At 70.1% G+C, this 16,429-nt stretch carries 16 protein-coding genes; 14 read left to right on the top strand and 2 right to left on the bottom strand.

Annotated features, from left to right (window positions below):
* Positions 1–70: 70 nt before the first annotated feature.
* The 12 genes from ACIRSS_RS33065 (at position 71) to ACIRSS_RS33010 (ending at position 12,339) form a co-directional block, all read left to right on the top strand.
* Positions 71–511, top strand: coding sequence for a DUF983 domain-containing protein (locus ACIRSS_RS33065; RefSeq protein WP_400901687.1), 441 nt, complete (start codon positions 71–73; stop codon positions 509–511).
* Between the two features lie 39 nt (positions 512–550).
* Positions 551–1,411, top strand: coding sequence for an Fpg/Nei family DNA glycosylase (locus ACIRSS_RS33060; RefSeq protein WP_400901685.1), 861 nt, complete (start codon positions 551–553; stop codon positions 1,409–1,411).
* Between the two features lie 290 nt (positions 1,412–1,701).
* Positions 1,702–3,018: a histidine kinase gene (locus ACIRSS_RS33055; protein WP_400901683.1), complete on the top strand. Its 1,317-nt coding sequence runs from the start codon at positions 1,702–1,704 to the stop codon at positions 3,016–3,018.
* A 19-nt stretch (positions 3,019–3,037) separates the two neighbouring features.
* A complete protein-coding gene (locus ACIRSS_RS33050; RefSeq protein ID WP_400901681.1) occupies positions 3,038–3,883 on the top strand; it encodes a S49 family peptidase in 846 nt (281 codons plus the stop codon).
* Positions 3,884–4,040: 157 nt separating this feature from the next.
* Positions 4,041–5,432 (top strand): glycoside hydrolase family 16 protein, encoded by a 1,392-nt coding sequence (locus ACIRSS_RS33045; RefSeq protein ID WP_400901679.1) that lies wholly within the window; start codon positions 4,041–4,043, stop codon positions 5,430–5,432.
* A 177-nt stretch (positions 5,433–5,609) separates the two neighbouring features.
* The gene (locus ACIRSS_RS33040; RefSeq protein ID WP_400901677.1) at positions 5,610–6,446 is read left to right on the top strand and encodes a LytR/AlgR family response regulator transcription factor; all 837 of its coding nucleotides are present in this window, start codon (positions 5,610–5,612) and stop codon (positions 6,444–6,446) included.
* Between the two features lie 13 nt (positions 6,447–6,459).
* Entirely contained in the window at positions 6,460–6,987 is a 528-nt protein-coding gene (locus ACIRSS_RS33035) for a hypothetical protein (protein WP_400901675.1), read from the top strand.
* Positions 6,988–7,017: 30 nt separating this feature from the next.
* The gene (locus tag ACIRSS_RS33030) at positions 7,018–8,808 is read left to right on the top strand and encodes a cation acetate symporter (protein ID WP_400901673.1); all 1,791 of its coding nucleotides are present in this window, start codon (positions 7,018–7,020) and stop codon (positions 8,806–8,808) included.
* A gap of 126 nt (positions 8,809–8,934) precedes the next feature.
* A complete protein-coding gene (locus ACIRSS_RS33025) occupies positions 8,935–9,285 on the top strand; it encodes a DUF485 domain-containing protein (protein WP_400901671.1) in 351 nt (116 codons plus the stop codon).
* Positions 9,282–10,910, top strand: coding sequence for a cation acetate symporter (locus ACIRSS_RS33020; RefSeq protein ID WP_400901669.1), 1,629 nt, complete (start codon positions 9,282–9,284; stop codon positions 10,908–10,910). Before ACIRSS_RS33025 ends, ACIRSS_RS33020 begins: the two co-directional genes overlap by 4 nt.
* Before the next feature lie 53 nt (positions 10,911–10,963).
* The gene (locus tag ACIRSS_RS33015) at positions 10,964–11,323 is read left to right on the top strand and encodes a rhodanese-like domain-containing protein (RefSeq protein ID WP_372667677.1); all 360 of its coding nucleotides are present in this window, start codon (positions 10,964–10,966) and stop codon (positions 11,321–11,323) included.
* A gap of 38 nt (positions 11,324–11,361) precedes the next feature.
* Positions 11,362–12,339 carry a DUF4328 domain-containing protein gene (locus ACIRSS_RS33010; protein ID WP_400901666.1) on the top strand — a complete coding sequence of 326 codons (978 nt, stop codon included), beginning with the start codon at positions 11,362–11,364 and terminating at the stop codon, positions 12,337–12,339.
* Here ACIRSS_RS33010 and ACIRSS_RS33005 read toward each other — a convergent pair.
* Positions 12,336–12,932, bottom strand: coding sequence for a TetR/AcrR family transcriptional regulator (locus ACIRSS_RS33005; RefSeq protein ID WP_400901664.1), 597 nt, complete (start codon positions 12,930–12,932; stop codon positions 12,336–12,338). The two genes, ACIRSS_RS33010 and ACIRSS_RS33005, sit on opposite strands and share 4 nt — an antisense overlap.
* Before the next feature lie 90 nt (positions 12,933–13,022).
* Between ACIRSS_RS33005 and ACIRSS_RS33000 the strand changes: the two genes are divergently transcribed.
* Together ACIRSS_RS33000 and mca are read left to right on the top strand one after the other, a co-directional pair.
* Positions 13,023–14,372 (top strand): DHA2 family efflux MFS transporter permease subunit, encoded by a 1,350-nt coding sequence (locus tag ACIRSS_RS33000; protein WP_400901662.1) that lies wholly within the window; start codon positions 13,023–13,025, stop codon positions 14,370–14,372.
* A complete protein-coding gene (mca, locus tag ACIRSS_RS32995) occupies positions 14,369–15,214 on the top strand; it encodes a mycothiol conjugate amidase Mca (protein WP_400901660.1) in 846 nt (281 codons plus the stop codon). The genes ACIRSS_RS33000 and mca overlap by 4 nt, the downstream gene beginning before the upstream one ends.
* Positions 15,215–15,251: 37 nt before the next feature.
* Here mca and ACIRSS_RS32990 read toward each other — a convergent pair whose 3' ends face one another.
* A complete protein-coding gene (locus ACIRSS_RS32990; RefSeq protein WP_400901658.1) occupies positions 15,252–16,418 on the bottom strand; it encodes a cytochrome P450 in 1,167 nt (388 codons plus the stop codon).
* Between the last annotated feature and the right edge of the window lie 11 nt (positions 16,419–16,429).

The raw sequence follows: 16,429 nt of genomic DNA, 5'->3' as shown, positions 1-16,429 counted from the left end.
CCGGGCACGGTACCGTTTTCTTGCTTGGTCTTGTCGTGCTCACCCTGCGGGCGCCCCGGGAGGCAACTGAATGAACCGGCTGGTACGCGGCGAAGACGGCCGCGACTGGGTGGTCCGTGCCCAGATGGAATGGCGCGCCCCGGCGACGGCCGACGACTTCGAGCACGACGTCGCCGGCAGCTACGGCCCCGGTATCGCGATGATCGTGGTGACCGCGCTGCTGGCCGTGATCCTGGTGGTGTGGACGCCGAACGAGGTCAACATCCCCGCGTGGGTGCTGCTGGCGTTGCTGCTCATAGTGCTGTTCTTCCCGCTGCGGTGGATCCTGCGCCGGCCGTGGACGGTGGTCGCGGAGACCGAGGGCGACGTGACCGGCGACCGGCCGTCCGAACGCTGGGTCGGCACCATCCGCGGCATGTTCACCGTGCAGGGCGAGGTCAAGAAGATCTCGAAGACGATCCAGCGGCACTCGCTGCCGGACTTCGACGGGCCGCTGCACCCCGTCGAATAGCGAGTACCGGAATTCGGCCGAAGGGGTGAAACTGGGAGCATGCCCGAACTGCCCGAGGTCGAAGCGCTGGCGCACCACCTGCGTGAGAACGCGGTCGGCCAGACGATCTTCCGCATCGATGTCGCATCCCTGAGCGTCCTGAAGACGGCGACCCCGCCGTGGACCGAGATGCACGGCCGCGAGATCACCGGCGCGACCCGGCACGGCAAGCACCTCGACGTCGTCGCGGGTGACCTGCACCTGGTCGTCCACCTGGCCCGCGCGGGCTGGCTGCGCTGGTCCGACGGCCTGGCCGCGGCGCCGCTCAAGCCGGGCAAGGGCCCGATCTCGCTGCGCGTGCACCTCGAGTCCGCCACCGGACCCGGGTTCGACCTCACCGAAGCGGGCACGAAGAAGGGCCTCGCGGTGTGGATCGTGAAGGACCCGCAGGAGATCGCGAGCGTCGCGCGCCTCGGCCCGGACGCGCTTTCGGTGGACGCGGCCCAGCTGCGTGACCTGTTCGCCGGCAAGAACACGCGGCTGAAGTGGGCGCTCACCGACCAGTCGCTGATCGCCGGCATCGGCAACGCGTACTCCGACGAGATCATGCACCGCGCGAAGCTCTCCCCGTACGCGACGATCGGCAAGCTCGACGACGGAGCCCTGGAGACCCTCGCGGAGGCGATCGTCGAGATCGAGTCCGACGCCGTCCAGCGCTCGGTGGGGCAGAAGGCCGCGCGGCTGAAGGGCGAGAAGCGCTCGGGCCTGCGCGTCCACGCGCGCACCGGCCTGCCGTGCCCGGTCTGCGGCGACACGATCCGCGAGATCTCGTTCGCGGACAAGTCGTTCCAGTACTGCCCGACCTGCCAGACGGGCGGCAAGCCGCTGGCCGACCGCCGGATGTCGCGGCTGCTGAAGTAGCGGTGACACCTGTGGTCGCCACGTCACGCACCGGGATTCCCCCGTTCGGCCGCAGGTGCTGTGCCGCCGGCGGCCGGAGCCCTGGCAAGCCGGGTGCCGCCGACCGCCGAACCGCCCTCTTCCAGCCGCTTTCCCCGGATCCGGTGGAACAGACCGCCCTGCCCGCGTGTTGCGGACAGTGACCGTGACGGGCCTCGCCGGACTCTGAGTAGGGTCACTCCCACCCTCGGTCATCACAGTTGGACAGAAAGTGGGATCAGGCCTTGCACCCGGTTGGTCGAGCGCAGAGCATGGACGCCGTGTCCGGGTTTCCGCTTGCGCAGATCGTTCCGTGGGGTCTGGCGGTGCTGCTCGGCATCGCGGTGATCGTGCTGCTCGTGAAACAGCGCAAACCGGCCAGCGTGGTGGAGGACGCCATGCTGCAGGCCGTCCACCGGATGTCGAAGGCCGCCCCGAACCTCCGCTCCGGCCTGGACGAGGACGCCGCCGACAAGATCACCACCCAGCTGCTGCAGATGCTCGACTGCGTCGCCGTCGGCATCACCGACAGCGAGGGCACGCTGCTGTCCTGGGACGGCGAGGCGAACGAGCACTACGTCGACCTCGTCGACGCGATCGGCGCGGCCATCCGCAAGCACCGCCGCGAGGTCGTCGCGCACGACCGGATGCCGTGCAACCACCGCGGCACCTGCCGGATGAAGACCGCCGTCATCGTGCCGCTGCTGGTCGAGGGCGAGACCGAGGCGGCGCTGATCGTCGTCGGCCGCACCCGCGGGCGCCTGGTGCAGATGGCCGACGCCGTCGCCCAGTTCGTCTGCACGCAGTTCGAGCTGGCGCGGCTCGACGAGTCCAAGCACCAGCTCCAGCAGGCCGAGATCAAGGCGCTGCGCGCGCAGATCTCGCCGCACTTCGTCTACAACGCGCTCAACACGATCTCCGCGCTGATCCGCACGGACCCCGAAGAGGCGCGAGAGCTGCTTCAGGACTTCGCCGACTTCACGCGCTACTCGTTCCGGACGTCGGGCATGTTCACCTCGCTCGCCGAGGAGCTGCGCAACATCGACCGCTACCTGACCATCGAGAACGCCCGCTTCGGCGGCCGGCTCGAGGTGCGGATGAAGATCGCGCCCGAGGTGCTCAGCGTCGTCGTGCCGTTCCTGATCATCCAGCCGCTGGTGGAGAACGCGGTCAAGCACGGGCTGGCCAGCAAACCCAGCGGCGGCTGCGTCACGGTGATCGCGCAGGACCACGGCACCGAGGCGCTGATCAGCGTCGAGGACGACGGCATCGGCATGGACCCGCGGCGCCTGCGGGACGTCAAGAACGCGCACAGCACCGGCGCGCACGTCGGGCTCGGCAACATCAGCCAGCGCATGCAGCAGGTCTTCGGCAGCGACTACGCGGTGATGGTCGAGACCGCGCCGGGCGCCGGCATGAAGGTGACGCTGCGGGTGCCGAAGTTCGTGCCGGGCGTCCGGCCGAACATGCCGGACTACAGCGCCGACGCCGAAGCCGACGTCCCGGCCCAGGGCGGCCCGGCCCAGCTGAACGGCAGCGAAGTGAACGGCGTCAACGGCACGCGCTCCGGCATCCTCCCCATGAGCTGAATCCCGCTAGCCTGGCGGTATGAGCGTTACGGACAAGCTGGCTTCGCGGATCCCGGTCCTCGCCGACCGGGTCGAGCGCAAGGACGTCGTGGCCGTGGTGAAGCTGCACGGCGTGATCACGCCGTCGCCGTCGCCGCTGGGCCGGGGCGCGATCAACCTGGCCGCCGTCGAGTCGGCCCTGACCAGGGCGTTCGGCCACGACCGGCTGAAGGCGGTCGCGCTGCTGATCAACTCGCCGGGCGGCGCGCCGACGCAGTCCGGGCTGGTCGCCGAGCGGATCCGGCAGCTGGCCGACGAGAAGGGCGTGCCGGTGCTGGCGTTCTGCGAGGACGTCGCCGCGTCCGGCGGTTACTGGCTGGCCTGCGCGGCCGACGAGATCTACGCGCACCGCACGTCGATGGTCGGCTCGATCGGTGTGATCAGCGGCGGCTTCGGCTTCACCGGGCTCTTGGAGCGCTTCGGCATCGAGCGCCGCCTGCACACGGCGGGCGCGAACAAGTCGCGGCTCGACCCGTTCTCGCCGGAGAAGCCCGAAGACGTCGAGTGGCTGAAGAAGATGCACACCCAACTCCACGAGCTGTTCGTGAGCTGGGTCAAGGAGCGCCGCGGCGACCGCCTGACCGACGCCGAGGACCTGTTCACCGGTGACGTCTGGCTCGGCGCGAAGGCGCTGGAACTCGGCCTGATCGACGGGCTGGGCAGCCTCCGCCAGATCGTCACGGACCGCTTCCCGGACGCGGAGATCTCGGTGGCCGAGCCGAAGAAGGCCCTGCTGGCCCGCCTCGGCATCGGCGCCCCGGCTGCGGCGTCGGCGGTGCTGGAAGCGGTGACGCAGAAGGCGGCTTGGTCCCGATTCGGCCTCTGACTTCGATGTCCGGTTTGGGTACTTCCGGGCAGACTTTGTGACCTGGGTCACCCAACCTGTGTAACGCCGCTGGAGTTGCGAAGGGGCATCGGCTCTCCTTGTGACCGGGCTTTGTTGCGATCGGCAACAAATCCGGACGACGAGGAGGTCGTACCCGATGCCCCACTCCCGAAGACTCATCATCGGTGCCGTGGCCGGCGCCGCGCTCATCGCGATCCCGCTGACCATCCCCGCCGCCGCGTCGGTCCCGCCCCCGGAGTCCGGCTGGACCACCGTCTTCGCCGACGACTTCACCGGCGGCTCCGGCGCGCTGCCGGCGAGCGCGAACTGGATCATCGACACCGGCCACAGCTACCCCGGCGGCCCCGCCAACTGGGGTACCGGCGAGATCCAGAACTACACCGCCAGCTCGAGCAACGTCTCGCTCGACGGCTCCGGCAACCTCCGCATCACGCCGTTGCGCGACGGTGCCGGCAACTGGACGTCCGCGCGGATCGAAACCCAGCGCGCCGACTTCAAGCCACCCGCCGGCGGCGTCATGCGGATCGAGAGCCGGATCCAGATGCCGAACGTCACCGGCGCCGCCGCGCTCGGCTACTGGCCCGCCTTCTGGGCCCTCGGCGGCCCCTACCGCGGCAACTGGTGGAACTGGCCCGCCATCGGCGAGTTCGACATCATGGAGAACGTCAACGGGATCAACTCCGTCTGGGGCGTCCTGCACTGCGGCGTCAACCCCGGCGGCCCGTGCAACGAGACGACCGGCCTGCCCGCCAACCGCGCGTGCCCGGGCAGCAGCTGCCAGTCGGCCTTCCACACCTACCGCTTCGAGTGGGACGCGAGCACCAGCCCGCAGGTGTTCCGCTGGTTCGTCGACGGCCAGCAGTTCCACTCGGTGAGCCAGAACCAGGTCGACGCCACGACCTGGGCGAACATGACGACCCACCAGGGCTACTTCGTGCTGCTGAACGTCGCCATCGGCGGCGCGTTCCCCAACAACAACTCCGGCACCACCACGCCGGGGCCGGGGATCGTGCCCGGGCACCCGATGGTCGTCGACCACGTCACCGTCACCACCCGCGGCGGGAGCGGTGGCGGCACGACGACCCCACCGACCACGACCACTCCGCCCACCGGCGGGAGCAGCGCGTACAGCACCATCCAGGCCGAGTCGTACAGCCAGCAGTCCGGTTCGATCACCGAGGCCACCGCCGACACCGGGGGCGGCCAGGACATCGGCGCGCTGGCCAACGGCGACTGGGCGCTCTACCCGAACATCGACTTCGGCGGCAGCGCGGCGACGAACTTTCAGGCCCGCGTCGCGTCCGGAGCGGCGTCCGGCGTGAGCGGACTCGTCGAGGTGCGGCTCGACAGCCGGTCCAACGCTCCGATCGGCAGCTTCGCGGTCGGCAACACGGGCGGCTGGCAGAGCTGGCGGACCGTCCCGGCGAACGTCAGTGCGGTCACCGGCGTGCACAACGTGTACCTGACGTTCACGAGCGGTCAGCCCGCCGACTTCGTGAACCTGAACTGGTTCACGTTCGTGCATTGAGACGAGGGACCCGCGGCCCTCGGCCGCGGGTCTCCTAAGAGCCTTATTCAGCCGTCGGCCGCCACATGCCTTGGCATGAGCAGGAGCGGTGTGCGAGCGGGACGCGGCGGCCTAACCAGAATAAGCCTCTCACTTCAGGCAGACGGGGGCTGGACATTGCACTCGGCAATGGGCAGGATGCGTTTCACTGTGAGTGCTCACGATGACACCCGGAAGCTCGTGGTCCTGGCCGTGGACGACGAGCCGAACGGTCTTGACGAACTCGTCCACTGCCTGCGCAACAGCCCGCACGTGGCGAAGGTGTTCCCGGCGATCGACGCGTCCGAGGCGCTGCGACTGCTGTCCACCGACGACCCGAGGCTACGCGAACGCAAGGACCGCGGCCTGCCGATCGTCGACGCCGTCTTCGCGGACATCGACATGCCCGGCCTGTCCGGCATGGAGATGTCGCGCGTGTTCGCCGCGCTGCGGCCGTCGCCGGCGCTGGTGTTCGTCACCGGCCACGCCGAGGAGGCGGTCAACGCCTTCGACCTCGGCGCGCTGGACTACGTCCTCAAGCCCTACCAGCAGGACCGCCTCGACCGCGCGATCTCGCGCGTGATCGAGAAGCTCGCCGCGGCCGCCGCGCCCCCGGCCGGCGCCCTGGGCGGCGAGCCCGGCGTGAAGAACGACGACGAGGTCATCCCGGTCGAGCTGGCCGGCACCACCAAGCTCATCCCGCGCTCCTCGGTCCGCTGGGTCGAGGCGCAGGGCGACTACGCGCGGCTGTTCACCACCGAAGGCAGCCACCTGGTCCGGATCCCGCTGGCCCAGCTCGAAGAGCGCTGGGAGAAGGCCGGGTTCGTCCGGATCCACCGGTCGTTCCTGGTCGCGCTGCCGCTCATCACCGAGCTGCGCATGGGCCAGGGCGGCTACCAGGTCGTCATCGGCAACGAGGAGAAGGTGCTGCCGGTCAGCCGGCGGCACACCCGCGCGCTGAAGGACCGGCTGGTCGGTTCGGGCCGGAACGGCTGAGCCGGGACCGGTCATGACCGACGACTTCTACGAGCGCCTGCCGAACGGCGTGCGAGAGCCCGATCCGACGCTCGGCCGCCGCGTCCGCCAGCAGCTGCCGCAGCCGACGGACCGCGCCGTCGTGGAGTCGCTGCCGCCCGCGCCGGACAACGAGCCGCCGCCGAAGCCGGAGCACCACGCGAGACCCAAGCGGGAGCGGGTGATCCTCGCCGACCCCCGCCGCGGCTCCGGCACCCTGCGTGCTCGCGTCGAGCTGGAAGAGCAGACCAGCTGGGGGAAGCTGCTCGTCAAGGACCACCTGGTGAAGGTCCAGCTGCGGACGGCGCTGCTGCTGTCCGGGCTCGTCGTCGTCGTGTTCGGCTCGCTGCCGGTGCTGTTCTACCTGCTGCCCGGGTTCTCCCGGTTGAGCCTGGCCGGCATCCCGGTGGCCTGGCTGATCCTCGGCGTGCTGCCCTTCCCGTTCTTGTTCGCCGTGGGCATCTGGTACAACCGGCTGGCCGAACGCAACGAACGCGCGTTCGTGGACATGATCGAAAACTAGTTTCCGCACGACTCGTGCGAGGATTCCCCCGTGCAGCTGAACCCGTGGGCGTTGACCGGCATAGTGCTGGTCGCCGTGGTGACGTTCTTCCTCGGTCACCGCTCTTCGCGTTCGGCCACGAGCACGCACGACTTCCTGGTCGCCCGGCGGACCGTCCGGTCGCGCCGCAACGCCGCCGCGATCTCCGGCGAGTACCTGTCCGCGGCGTCGTTCCTCGGCATCGCGGGGATCGTGCTCAAGGACGGCGCCGACGCGCTGTGGTTCCCGATCGGCTTCACCGCGGGTTACCTCGCGCTGATGCTCTTCGTCGCGGCGCCGCTGCGCCGCTCCGGCGCGTACACGCTGCCCGACTTCGTCGAAATGCGGCTCGGCTCGAAGGGCCTCCGCCGGTTCTCGACGGGGTTCGTCGTCTTCATCGGGATCCTCTACATGGTCCCGCAGCTGCAGGCCGCCGGCCTGACGCTGGCGACGGTTCTCCCCGTGCCGGTGTGGGCGGGCGCGGTCGCGGTGATGGTCTTGGTGGCGTTCAACGTGATCGCCGGCGGCATGCGCGCGATCACCGTCGTCCAGGCCTTCCAGTACTGGCTGAAGCTGTTCGCGATCGCGGTCCCCGCGTTCGTGCTGTGCATGGTCTTCTTCGCCGGCGGCGGCCCGGACGGCTTCCGCCCGCTCGGCGCGGCCGCGCCGCCGGTGTTCCCCACCGACACCACAGTGGACGTCCAGACCGACGTCACGCTGACCGTCCGGAGCGACACCTACCTCTGGGCCTACGGCCGCACCGACAACGGCCCGGCCGCCGGGCCGACGCACTGGACCCCGCTGGCCCCGCACGAGGTTTCCGAAGGCACGAAGCTGAAGTTCCTGGCCGGTACACCGGTGCCGGTGGTCAGCGACGCCAGCGCGGACAACGCGAACTGGCTGCACCCGGCGTCGGGCAGCCTCACCGACCTGCTCCAGACGTACTCGCTGATGTTCGCGACGTTCCTGGGCACGATGGGCCTGCCGCACGTGCTGGTCCGCTTCTACACCAACCCCGACGGCAAGGCCGCGCGCCGCACGACCGTGCACGTCCTGCTGCTGCTCGGCCTGTTCTACCTCTTCCCGACGCTGCTGGGCGCGCTGTCCCGGATGTACGTCCCGGAGCTGCTGGTCACCGGCAAGACGGACGCGGCGATCCTGCGGTTGCCCTCAGCGATGCTGCCGGGCATCGGCGGCCAGATCCTCGGCGCGGTCACCGCGGCCGGTGCGTTCGCCGCGTTCCTCTCCAGCACGTCCGGGCTGCTGGTGAGCGTCGCCGGGGTCGTGTCGACCGACCTGCTGCCCGGCCGCGTCCGCGACTTCCGCGTCGCGACCGGGCTGGTCGCGCTCTTCCCGATCGCGCTGGCGGTCGCGCTGCGCCCGGAGGACATCTCGCTGTCGATCGGGCTGACGTTCGCGCTCGCGGCGTCGACGTTCAGCCCGCTGCTGGTGCTGGGCATCTGGTGGCGCAAGCTGTCCTGGCCGGGCGCACTGGCCGGGATGTTCGTCGGCGGCGGGCTCGTGCTGGCCGCGCTGATCGTCAACGTCGTGAGCGGCTACACCGGCGGCTGGGCGCCGTGGTTCGTCAACCAGCCGGCGCTGATCACCGTGCCGGTCGCGTTCGTGACGACGTACTTCGTCAGCCGCGCGACGGGGTACGGGCGCCCGGACCACGTGCACGACATCATGCTGCGGCTGCACGCGCCCGATCCGCTCGGGTTCATGCGCGACCGGGCGGTCGCCCGATTCGGACAAGCCGAAGAAAAGACCCGAATCGCCGGGCGCGGTCGGCACCGCAAGTAATGCGCTGACAGCCAGTAAGAAAGTATTACCCGATCGAGGGATTACGAACTACACGGTCGACCCATACGTTCCGTTGGTTTCTACCAGTACGACCAGTACGAAAAAACGGGAAGGTGGAGATCCGCTGTGAGCAGCACCGAACACGACGTCGGTGGCGCGGAGCCGCAGACCGACTGGGAGAGCATCCAGGGGAGTCCCGAATTCACGGACCTGCGGCGCAGATTGCGGGTCTTCGTGTTCCCGATGACCGCGCTGTTCCTGGTCTGGTACCTGCTGTACGTGCTCCTCGCCGACTACGCGCACGGGTTCATGAGCACCAAGCTCTTCGGCAACATCACCGTCGGCTTGGTCTTCGGCCTGCTGCAGTTCGTTTCGACGTTCGTCATCACGGGCCTTTACGTGCGCTACGCCAACCGGAAGCTGGATCCGGTGGCCGACGAAATCCGTGCCCGGATCGAAAGGGAGCCGGTCGAATGACGCTCGCCGCGGGTGTGGAGGGAAGCAACTCCACCCTCAACATCATCATCTTCCTCGTCTTCGTCGCGATCACGCTGGTGATCGTGTTCCGGGCCAGCCGGAACACGAAGACGGCGTCGGACTACTACGCCGCCGGGCGCGCGTTCACCGGCCCGCAGAACGGCATCGCGATTTCCGGCGACTACCTTTCCGCGGCGTCGTTCCTCGGCATCGCCGGCGCGATCGCCATCAACGGCTACGACGGGTTCCTCTATTCGATCGGCTTCCTGGTCGCGTGGCTCGTGGCGTTGTTGCTGGTCGCGGAACTGCTGCGCAACACCGGCAAGTTCACGATGGGCGACGTGCTGGCGTTCCGCATGAAGCAGACGCCGGTGCGCGCGGCCGCGGCGGTTTCGACGCTGGCCGTGTCGTTCTTCTACCTGCTCGCGCAGATGGCGGGCGCCGGCGGCCTGGTCAACCTGCTGCTCGGCATCTCCGGCGAGGCGGGGCAGGACATCGTGATCGCCGTCGTCGGCGTGATCATGATCCTGTACGTCCTCATCGGCGGGATGAAGGGCACCACCTGGGTGCAGATCATCAAGGCCGCGCTGCTGATCGTCGGCGCGTTCGCGATGACGCTGTGGGTGCTCGGCAAGTACGGCTTCAACCTGTCCGACCTGTTCCAGGCCGCCGTCGACAAGGGCGGCAAGGGCGGTGCGGCGCTGCTCGACCCGGGCAAGCAGTACGGCAAGACGGGCACGACGAAGCTCGACTTCCTGTCGCTCGGCATCGCGCTGGTCCTCGGCACGGCCGGTCTCCCGCACGTCCTGATGCGCTTCTACACGGTGCCGACCGCGCGTGACGCGCGTCGCTCGGTGGTCTGGGCGATTGTGCTGATCGGCGTGTTCTACCTGTTCACGCTGGTGCTCGGCTACGGCGCGGGCGCGATCGTCGGGCCGGACAAGATCTCCAAGGCGCCGGGCACGACGAACTCGGCGGCGCCGCTGCTGGCTTTGGAGCTGGGCGGCCCGGTGCTGCTCGGGTTCATCTCCGCGGTCGCGTTCGCCACGATCCTCGCGGTGGTCGCCGGCCTGACGATCACGGCGTCGGCGTCCTTCGCGCACGACGTCTACGCGAACGTGATCAAGAAGGGGAAGATCACGACCGGCGGCGAGGTCCGCGTCGCCCGGATCACCGCGCTGGTGATCGGCGCGGTGGCGATCGCGGGCGGCATCCTGGCGAAGAGCCAGAACGTCGCGTTCCTCGTGGCGCTGGCGTTCGCGGTGGCGGCGTCGGCGAACCTGCCGACGATCCTGTACTCGCTGTTCTGGAAGCGGTTCAACACCCAAGGCGCGCTGTGGTCGATCTACGGCGGCCTGGTCGTGACGATCGTGCTGATCGTGTTTTCGCCCGCGGTTTCGGGCAAGCCGGTGGACGCCAAGACGGGCAAGAGCGCGTCGATGATCCAGGGCGTCGACTTCCACTGGTTCCCGCTCGACAACCCGGGCCTGGTCTCGATCCCGGCCGCGTTCCTGCTCGGCTGGCTCGGCACGGTCCTGTCGAAGGAACGGAACCCGAAGAAGTACGCCGAGATGGAGGTGCGCGCGCTGACCGGCGCGGGTGCCGAGAAGGCCGTCTCGCACTGACCGCTGTGCGGGGGCGTTGACCTCACGCGCGGGCAACGCCCCCGCATGGCAGCATGGAGATCGTGGTGAGCCCTGCTGAACTGCCGACCGCCGAGGTCCGCGACCTGCCCAAGGACGGCCTCGTGCTGCTCGACGTCCGCGAAGACGACGAGTGGGCCGCCGGGCACGCGCCCGGCGCCGTGCACATCCCGATGGGGGAGCTGCCCGCCCGCGTCGGCGAGCTGGCCGACCTGCCCGACGACCAGCCGATCCACGTGATCTGCCGCAGCGGCGGCCGGTCCGCGCGGGCGGCCGCGTGGCTCAACCAGAGCGGCTGGGACGCGGTGAACGTCGCCGGCGGCATGGGCGCGTGGCAGCGCGAAGGCCGGCCGATGGTCGGCGAGCACCCCGGCATCGACCCCGAAGTGATCTAGCCTTGCAGCCGCCTCCGCCTGGGTACTGGCCGCGCCAGGTGCCGCCGCCTACTGCGCAGCAGCTGCAGGGCCGGACGCTGGCCGCCCAGCCGGAGCCGTACCCGTACCACCGCCGGCCGACGTACCGGCCGAAGCTGCGCTGGGTGGCGACCCCGCCGCCGGGCGCCTGGCCGCGCCGCCGCGTCACGCCGCCCGAGCGGTACCTGGGGCCGCCGTCGTACCCGGTGCCGCCGCGCTGGGGCTTCCCGAACCTGGTCTGGCGCCGCCCGACGTCGGTGCCCGGCACGGCGTCGGACGAGGTCCGCCCGATCGACCGGCTGCCGGTGCTCAGCCGCAGCCTGGTCGGCGTCCTGTTCGCGTTCGCCGTCCTGGCCGTGGTCGCCGCCGGCGCGGAGGTCTGGCGGTACGTCCTGCTCGTCGAGGGCCGCGAGTCCGCGCTGAACCGCTCGGTGGTGGCGTTCTCCGACGGGTTCGTGCTCACCGCGGGCCTGCTGGCCTCGATCCTCGCGCTGCTGCCCGCCGGGCTGTCGCTCTGGTGGCTGCTGGTCGCCCGCCGCGCGGCCGCGGAGGTCTCGGGCGACGACCCGCCGCGGCCGGTGTGGCAGGTGCTGGTCGGCATCCTCGTGCCGGTGGCGAACCTGCCGATGGCGCTGTCGATCGCCGGCGAGCTGGAGCACGCGGTGCTGAGCCGCCCGCGCGACGTCCGGCCGAAGCCGTCGCGGCAGGTGCTCGGGTGGTGGGGCGCCTGGCTGCTGAACTGGGTCCTGCTGGGCGTGACGATCGCCTGGCGCTTCCGCGACGACGTGCAGTCCATGGCCGACAGCGTCGTGCTGGTCGCGCTGACCGACCTGGCCGCGGCCCTGCTCGCCGTGATGACCGCCCTGGTCGTGCGGCGGTTCTCGGCCCTGCTGGCGCCGTCGGACGCGCGGGCCGTGCGCTCGATGCGCGTGCTGAAGGTGATGGACGCGCCGGAGCCCGAGCTACGCACCACGCGCCCCTCCGGCGCGGCGCGCTAGTACCCGCCCAGCACCGGTTCGAGCTGGTCGAAGGCCGCTTCCGCGGCTGGCCACAGCGTGTCGACGATCTGGTCCTTCGGCTGGTCGCCGAGGATCCGGTCGAAGACCTCTTCGAAGAGCACCCGCAGGACCGTCGCGAGGTGCGCGGCGGCGAGCCGCGGCTTGAGGCCGTCGTCCGGGTGCCGCCCGGTCAGCAGTTCCGTCAGGCTCGCTTCGCGCTCGCGGTGGAGCTCGTGCAGCGCGTTCGTGAGGATCGGGCTCTGCCGGATCATGCGGGCGAATCCCTGTCCCGAGAAGCCGACCAAGGCGTGCTGGGCGTCCAAGGCCTCGAAGTAGAGCTCGCGGGTGTCGTGGAAGACGCTGTCGTGGATCAGCGTCGTGGGCCAGGACGTGAAGTCCGCGCGGATGTCGAAGACCAGGTCTTCCTTGCGCGGGAAGTGGTTGGTCACGGTCATCTTGGCGACCCGCGCTTCGGCGGCGATCTCCGCGATCGTCACGTCCTCGAAGCCTTCGCGGATGAACAGCTTCGTCGCGACGTCCGAGATGTTCTTCCTGGTCTCGTGCTTCTTCTGGGCCCGGAGTCCCTCACTCATGGCGTCACTCTACTGGGTCGGACCCAACTTTGTGCTTGACCCAGTGAGTGGGTCGGACCTAATCTGAGGTTCGACCTAATCATCTGGGGGGTGGATGTGACTCTGGCAGCGGCTCGTCCGGACGCGGGGCTGTGGCGCCTCGGCGGCGTCCTGATCATGGGCGCGGTGCTGTCGATCCTCGACGCGACGATCGTGACCGTCGGGATCGACTCGATCGCCCGTGACCTGGGCAGCCCGGTGACGACGGTGCAGTGGGTGGCGAGCGCGTACCTGCTCGCGGCGTCGGCGGCGATCCCGCTGTCGGGCTGGCTGACCGACCGCTTCGGCGGCCGCGCGGTGTGGCTGACGGCGGTGGCGATCTTCACGGCGGGCACGCTTCTGTGCGGCTTCGCCTGGTCGGCGCCGGCATTGATCGCGTTCCGGGTGTTGCACGGCCTGGGCGGCGGGCTGATGCAGCCAGTCGGCCAGGCGGTGTTCGCCCAGGCGGCGGGCCCCGCGCTGGGGCGGATGATCGGCGTGATCACGCTGCCGGCGACGGTGGCACCGGTCCTGGGCCCGCTGCTAGGCGGCGCCCTGGTGGCGGACTTCGGCTGGCGCTGGATGTTCTTCGGGGTGGTCCCGCTGGGCGTGGCGACGTTCGTGGTCGCGCGTTCGGTGCTTCCGGCCCTTTCGCCGTCCGGGGTGCGCGCGCCGTTGGACCTCCGCGGGATCTTGCTGCTTTCGCCTGGTCTGGCGGCGTTCGTCTACGGCCTGGCCTCGGATGTGGCGATCGCTTGGGTAGCGGGTGCGGTACTACTGCTGGCGTACGGCGTCCACGCGTCCCGGGCGCCGTCGCCGGTGCTCGACCTGAAGTTGTTCCGGGACAGGGGTCTCCGGGTGGCCTCGGCCAGCACGTTCCTGCTGGGCGCGTCGCTGTACAGCTCGATGTTGCTGCTGCCGCTGTACTACGAGCAGGTGGCGCACGCGAGCCCGTGGGAGGCGGGGCTGCTGCTGGCGCCCCAGGCCATCGGCTCGGCCGCGGTCCTCCTGGCGGGCGGCCGCCTCCTCGCCCGCTTCGGCCCGCGCCGGATGATGCTGGCCGGCATCGGCTTGTCCCTGCTGGGCACGATCGCGTTCACCCAGCTCGGCTCGTCGCCGAGCGGAGTCCTGTTGACGGTGTCGCTGCTGGTCCGCGGAGCCGGCCTGGGCGCGGCGACGGCACCCGGCATGACCACGTTGTACGGCTCGCTGGAGCGCTCCCGCATTCCCCGCGCTGCCAGCGCGTTCAACGTGATCAACCGAGTGGGCGGCTCGCTGGGGACGGCGTTGCTGGCGGCGATCCTCCACGGTTCGGCCGCAGCACCGCCCACAGCGTTCGCCACGACGTTCACGTGGTCATTGGCGCTGTCTGCGCTCACTCTGATCCCTGCCGCGTTCTTCCCCATGAGGAGCCCCCGATGACCTTCCGCCTCCTGAGCGTCCACGCCCACCCGGACGACGAGTCCAGCAAGGGCGCGGCAACCCTGGCCCGCTACGCGGCCGAAGGCGTCGACGTCCTGGTGGCGACGTGCACGGGCGGCGAACGCGGCGACATCCTCAACCCGGCGATGGACACCCCGGAAAACCGAGCGGACCTCCCGGCGATCCGCCGCCGCGAGATGGCGGCGGCCGCCGAGATCCTGGGCATCCGCCAGCGCTTCCTCGGCATGACCGACTCCGGCCTGCCCGAGGACGGTTCGCCGTTGCCGGACGGCTGCTTCGCCGCCCTGCCCCTCGCGGTGGCAGCGGAGCCATTGGTGGCGTTGATCCGCGAGTTCCGCCCCCAGGTGGTGATCACGTACGACGAAACGGGCGGCTACCCCCACCCCGACCACATCCGCACGCACGAGGTGACGCTGGAAGCGTTCAAAGCCGCGGCCGACCCCACCCGCTACCCCGGCACGGGCGCCCCTTGGCAACCGCAGAAGCTGTACTACCAGGCAGCGTTGAGCCGAGCCTGGTTCCAAGCCCTCCACGACGCGACCCTGGCAGCCGGCCTGGAGTCCGCGATGGCTGAGGTACTGGCGGAATTCCCCACAGACCCGCCGTTCCCGGTCACGACGAAGATCCGCTGCGAGCAGTACTTCGCCACCCGCGACCGGGCGCTCCTGGCCCACCGAACCCAGGTGGACCCAGCCCACCCGTTCTTCACACATTCACGCGAAATCGAGCGCAAAACCTGGCCCCACGAGGACTACCACCTCGCCCACCCAACCTTGGGCCCCAACCTCGAAGAAGACCTCTTCGCCGGAGTAACCCCATGACCCGCACCAGGGCCGTCCGCGTCCCGCGGACCGCGACTCACACGGTGACCCGAAGCTCCCGCAACCCCCGAATCACAAACTCCGGCCGCCGCGGCGGAGTCCCGGCCAACCGCAGCCCCGGCAACTTCTCCACCAGCGCACTCAAAGCCGCAGCAATCTCCACCCGAGCGAGAGGAGCCCCCACGCAGTAGTGAATCCCGAGCCCAAACCCGAGGTGCGCATTCGGCGTCCGCCCGATATCGAACCGGTCCGGCTCGTCGAACACCTCCGGATCCCGAGCGGCGGCCCCCAACAGCGCGCCGATCTTCTGCCCACGCGAAACCTCGAACCCGCAAATCGACACGTCCTCGGTCGCCGTCCGCTCGAACAGCTGCAGCGGCGCGTCGAACCGGATCAGCTCCTCCACACACGAATCCAGCAAGGAGGGAGACTCAACCAGCCGTTCCCACTGGTCCCGGTGCGTGAGCAGCGCCGTGATGCCGTTGCCGAGCACGTTGACCGTCGCCTCGTGGCCCGCCATCAGCAGCAGCACCGCGGTCGCGACCAGCTCGTCCGGCGTCAGCTCGCTGCGCAGGAGGTCGCTGATGATGTCGTCCCCCGGCGCGGAAGCACGCTCGGCTGCCACCGACCGGACGTACGCGACGAACTCGGCGGCCGCCCGCTCGGCGGCGTCGCGTCCCTCCTCGGGCAGGCCGTACTCGTACATCTTCACGATCGCGTTCGACAGCTCGACCATCCGCGGCCCGTCGGTACCCGGAACGCCCAGCAGCTCGGCGATCACCGCGACCGGCAGCGGCTGGGCCAGGTGCTCCAGGAGGTCCGCGCTGCCGTCGGCGGCGATCGCGGCCGCCAGGTCGTCGACCATTCGGGTGGCGAGTGTCGCGACCATGGGACGCAACCGCTGAACGTGGCCGCGGCCGAACGCGCCCGCGATCAGCCGCCGGAGCCGCGTGTGCGCCGGCGGCTCGTTCTCCAGCAGCGAGTTGCGGTGCAGCAGGTTGAACGACGCGAACCGTTCGAGCGGCTGCGCGTCCTGCCAGATCCGGCCCAGCCCGCGGTGACGCAGCACCGCCGACGCCGCGGCGTGCGACACCGCGACGGCCAGGCCGAGCTCCTCGTGAAAATGGACGTCGCCCTTTTCGCGCAGGGCGGCGAACGCCGGGTACGGGTCTTCCAGGAACGCGGGATCGCGGGGGTCGAACACGTCGCGAGGGT

The sequence above is a fragment of the Amycolatopsis sp. NPDC101161 genome, assembly GCF_044768185.1.
Taxonomy (GTDB): domain Bacteria; phylum Actinomycetota; class Actinomycetes; order Mycobacteriales; family Pseudonocardiaceae; genus Amycolatopsis.
Note: the sequence above shows the minus strand (reverse complement) of the source record. Positions and strands in the feature narration are given on the sequence as shown.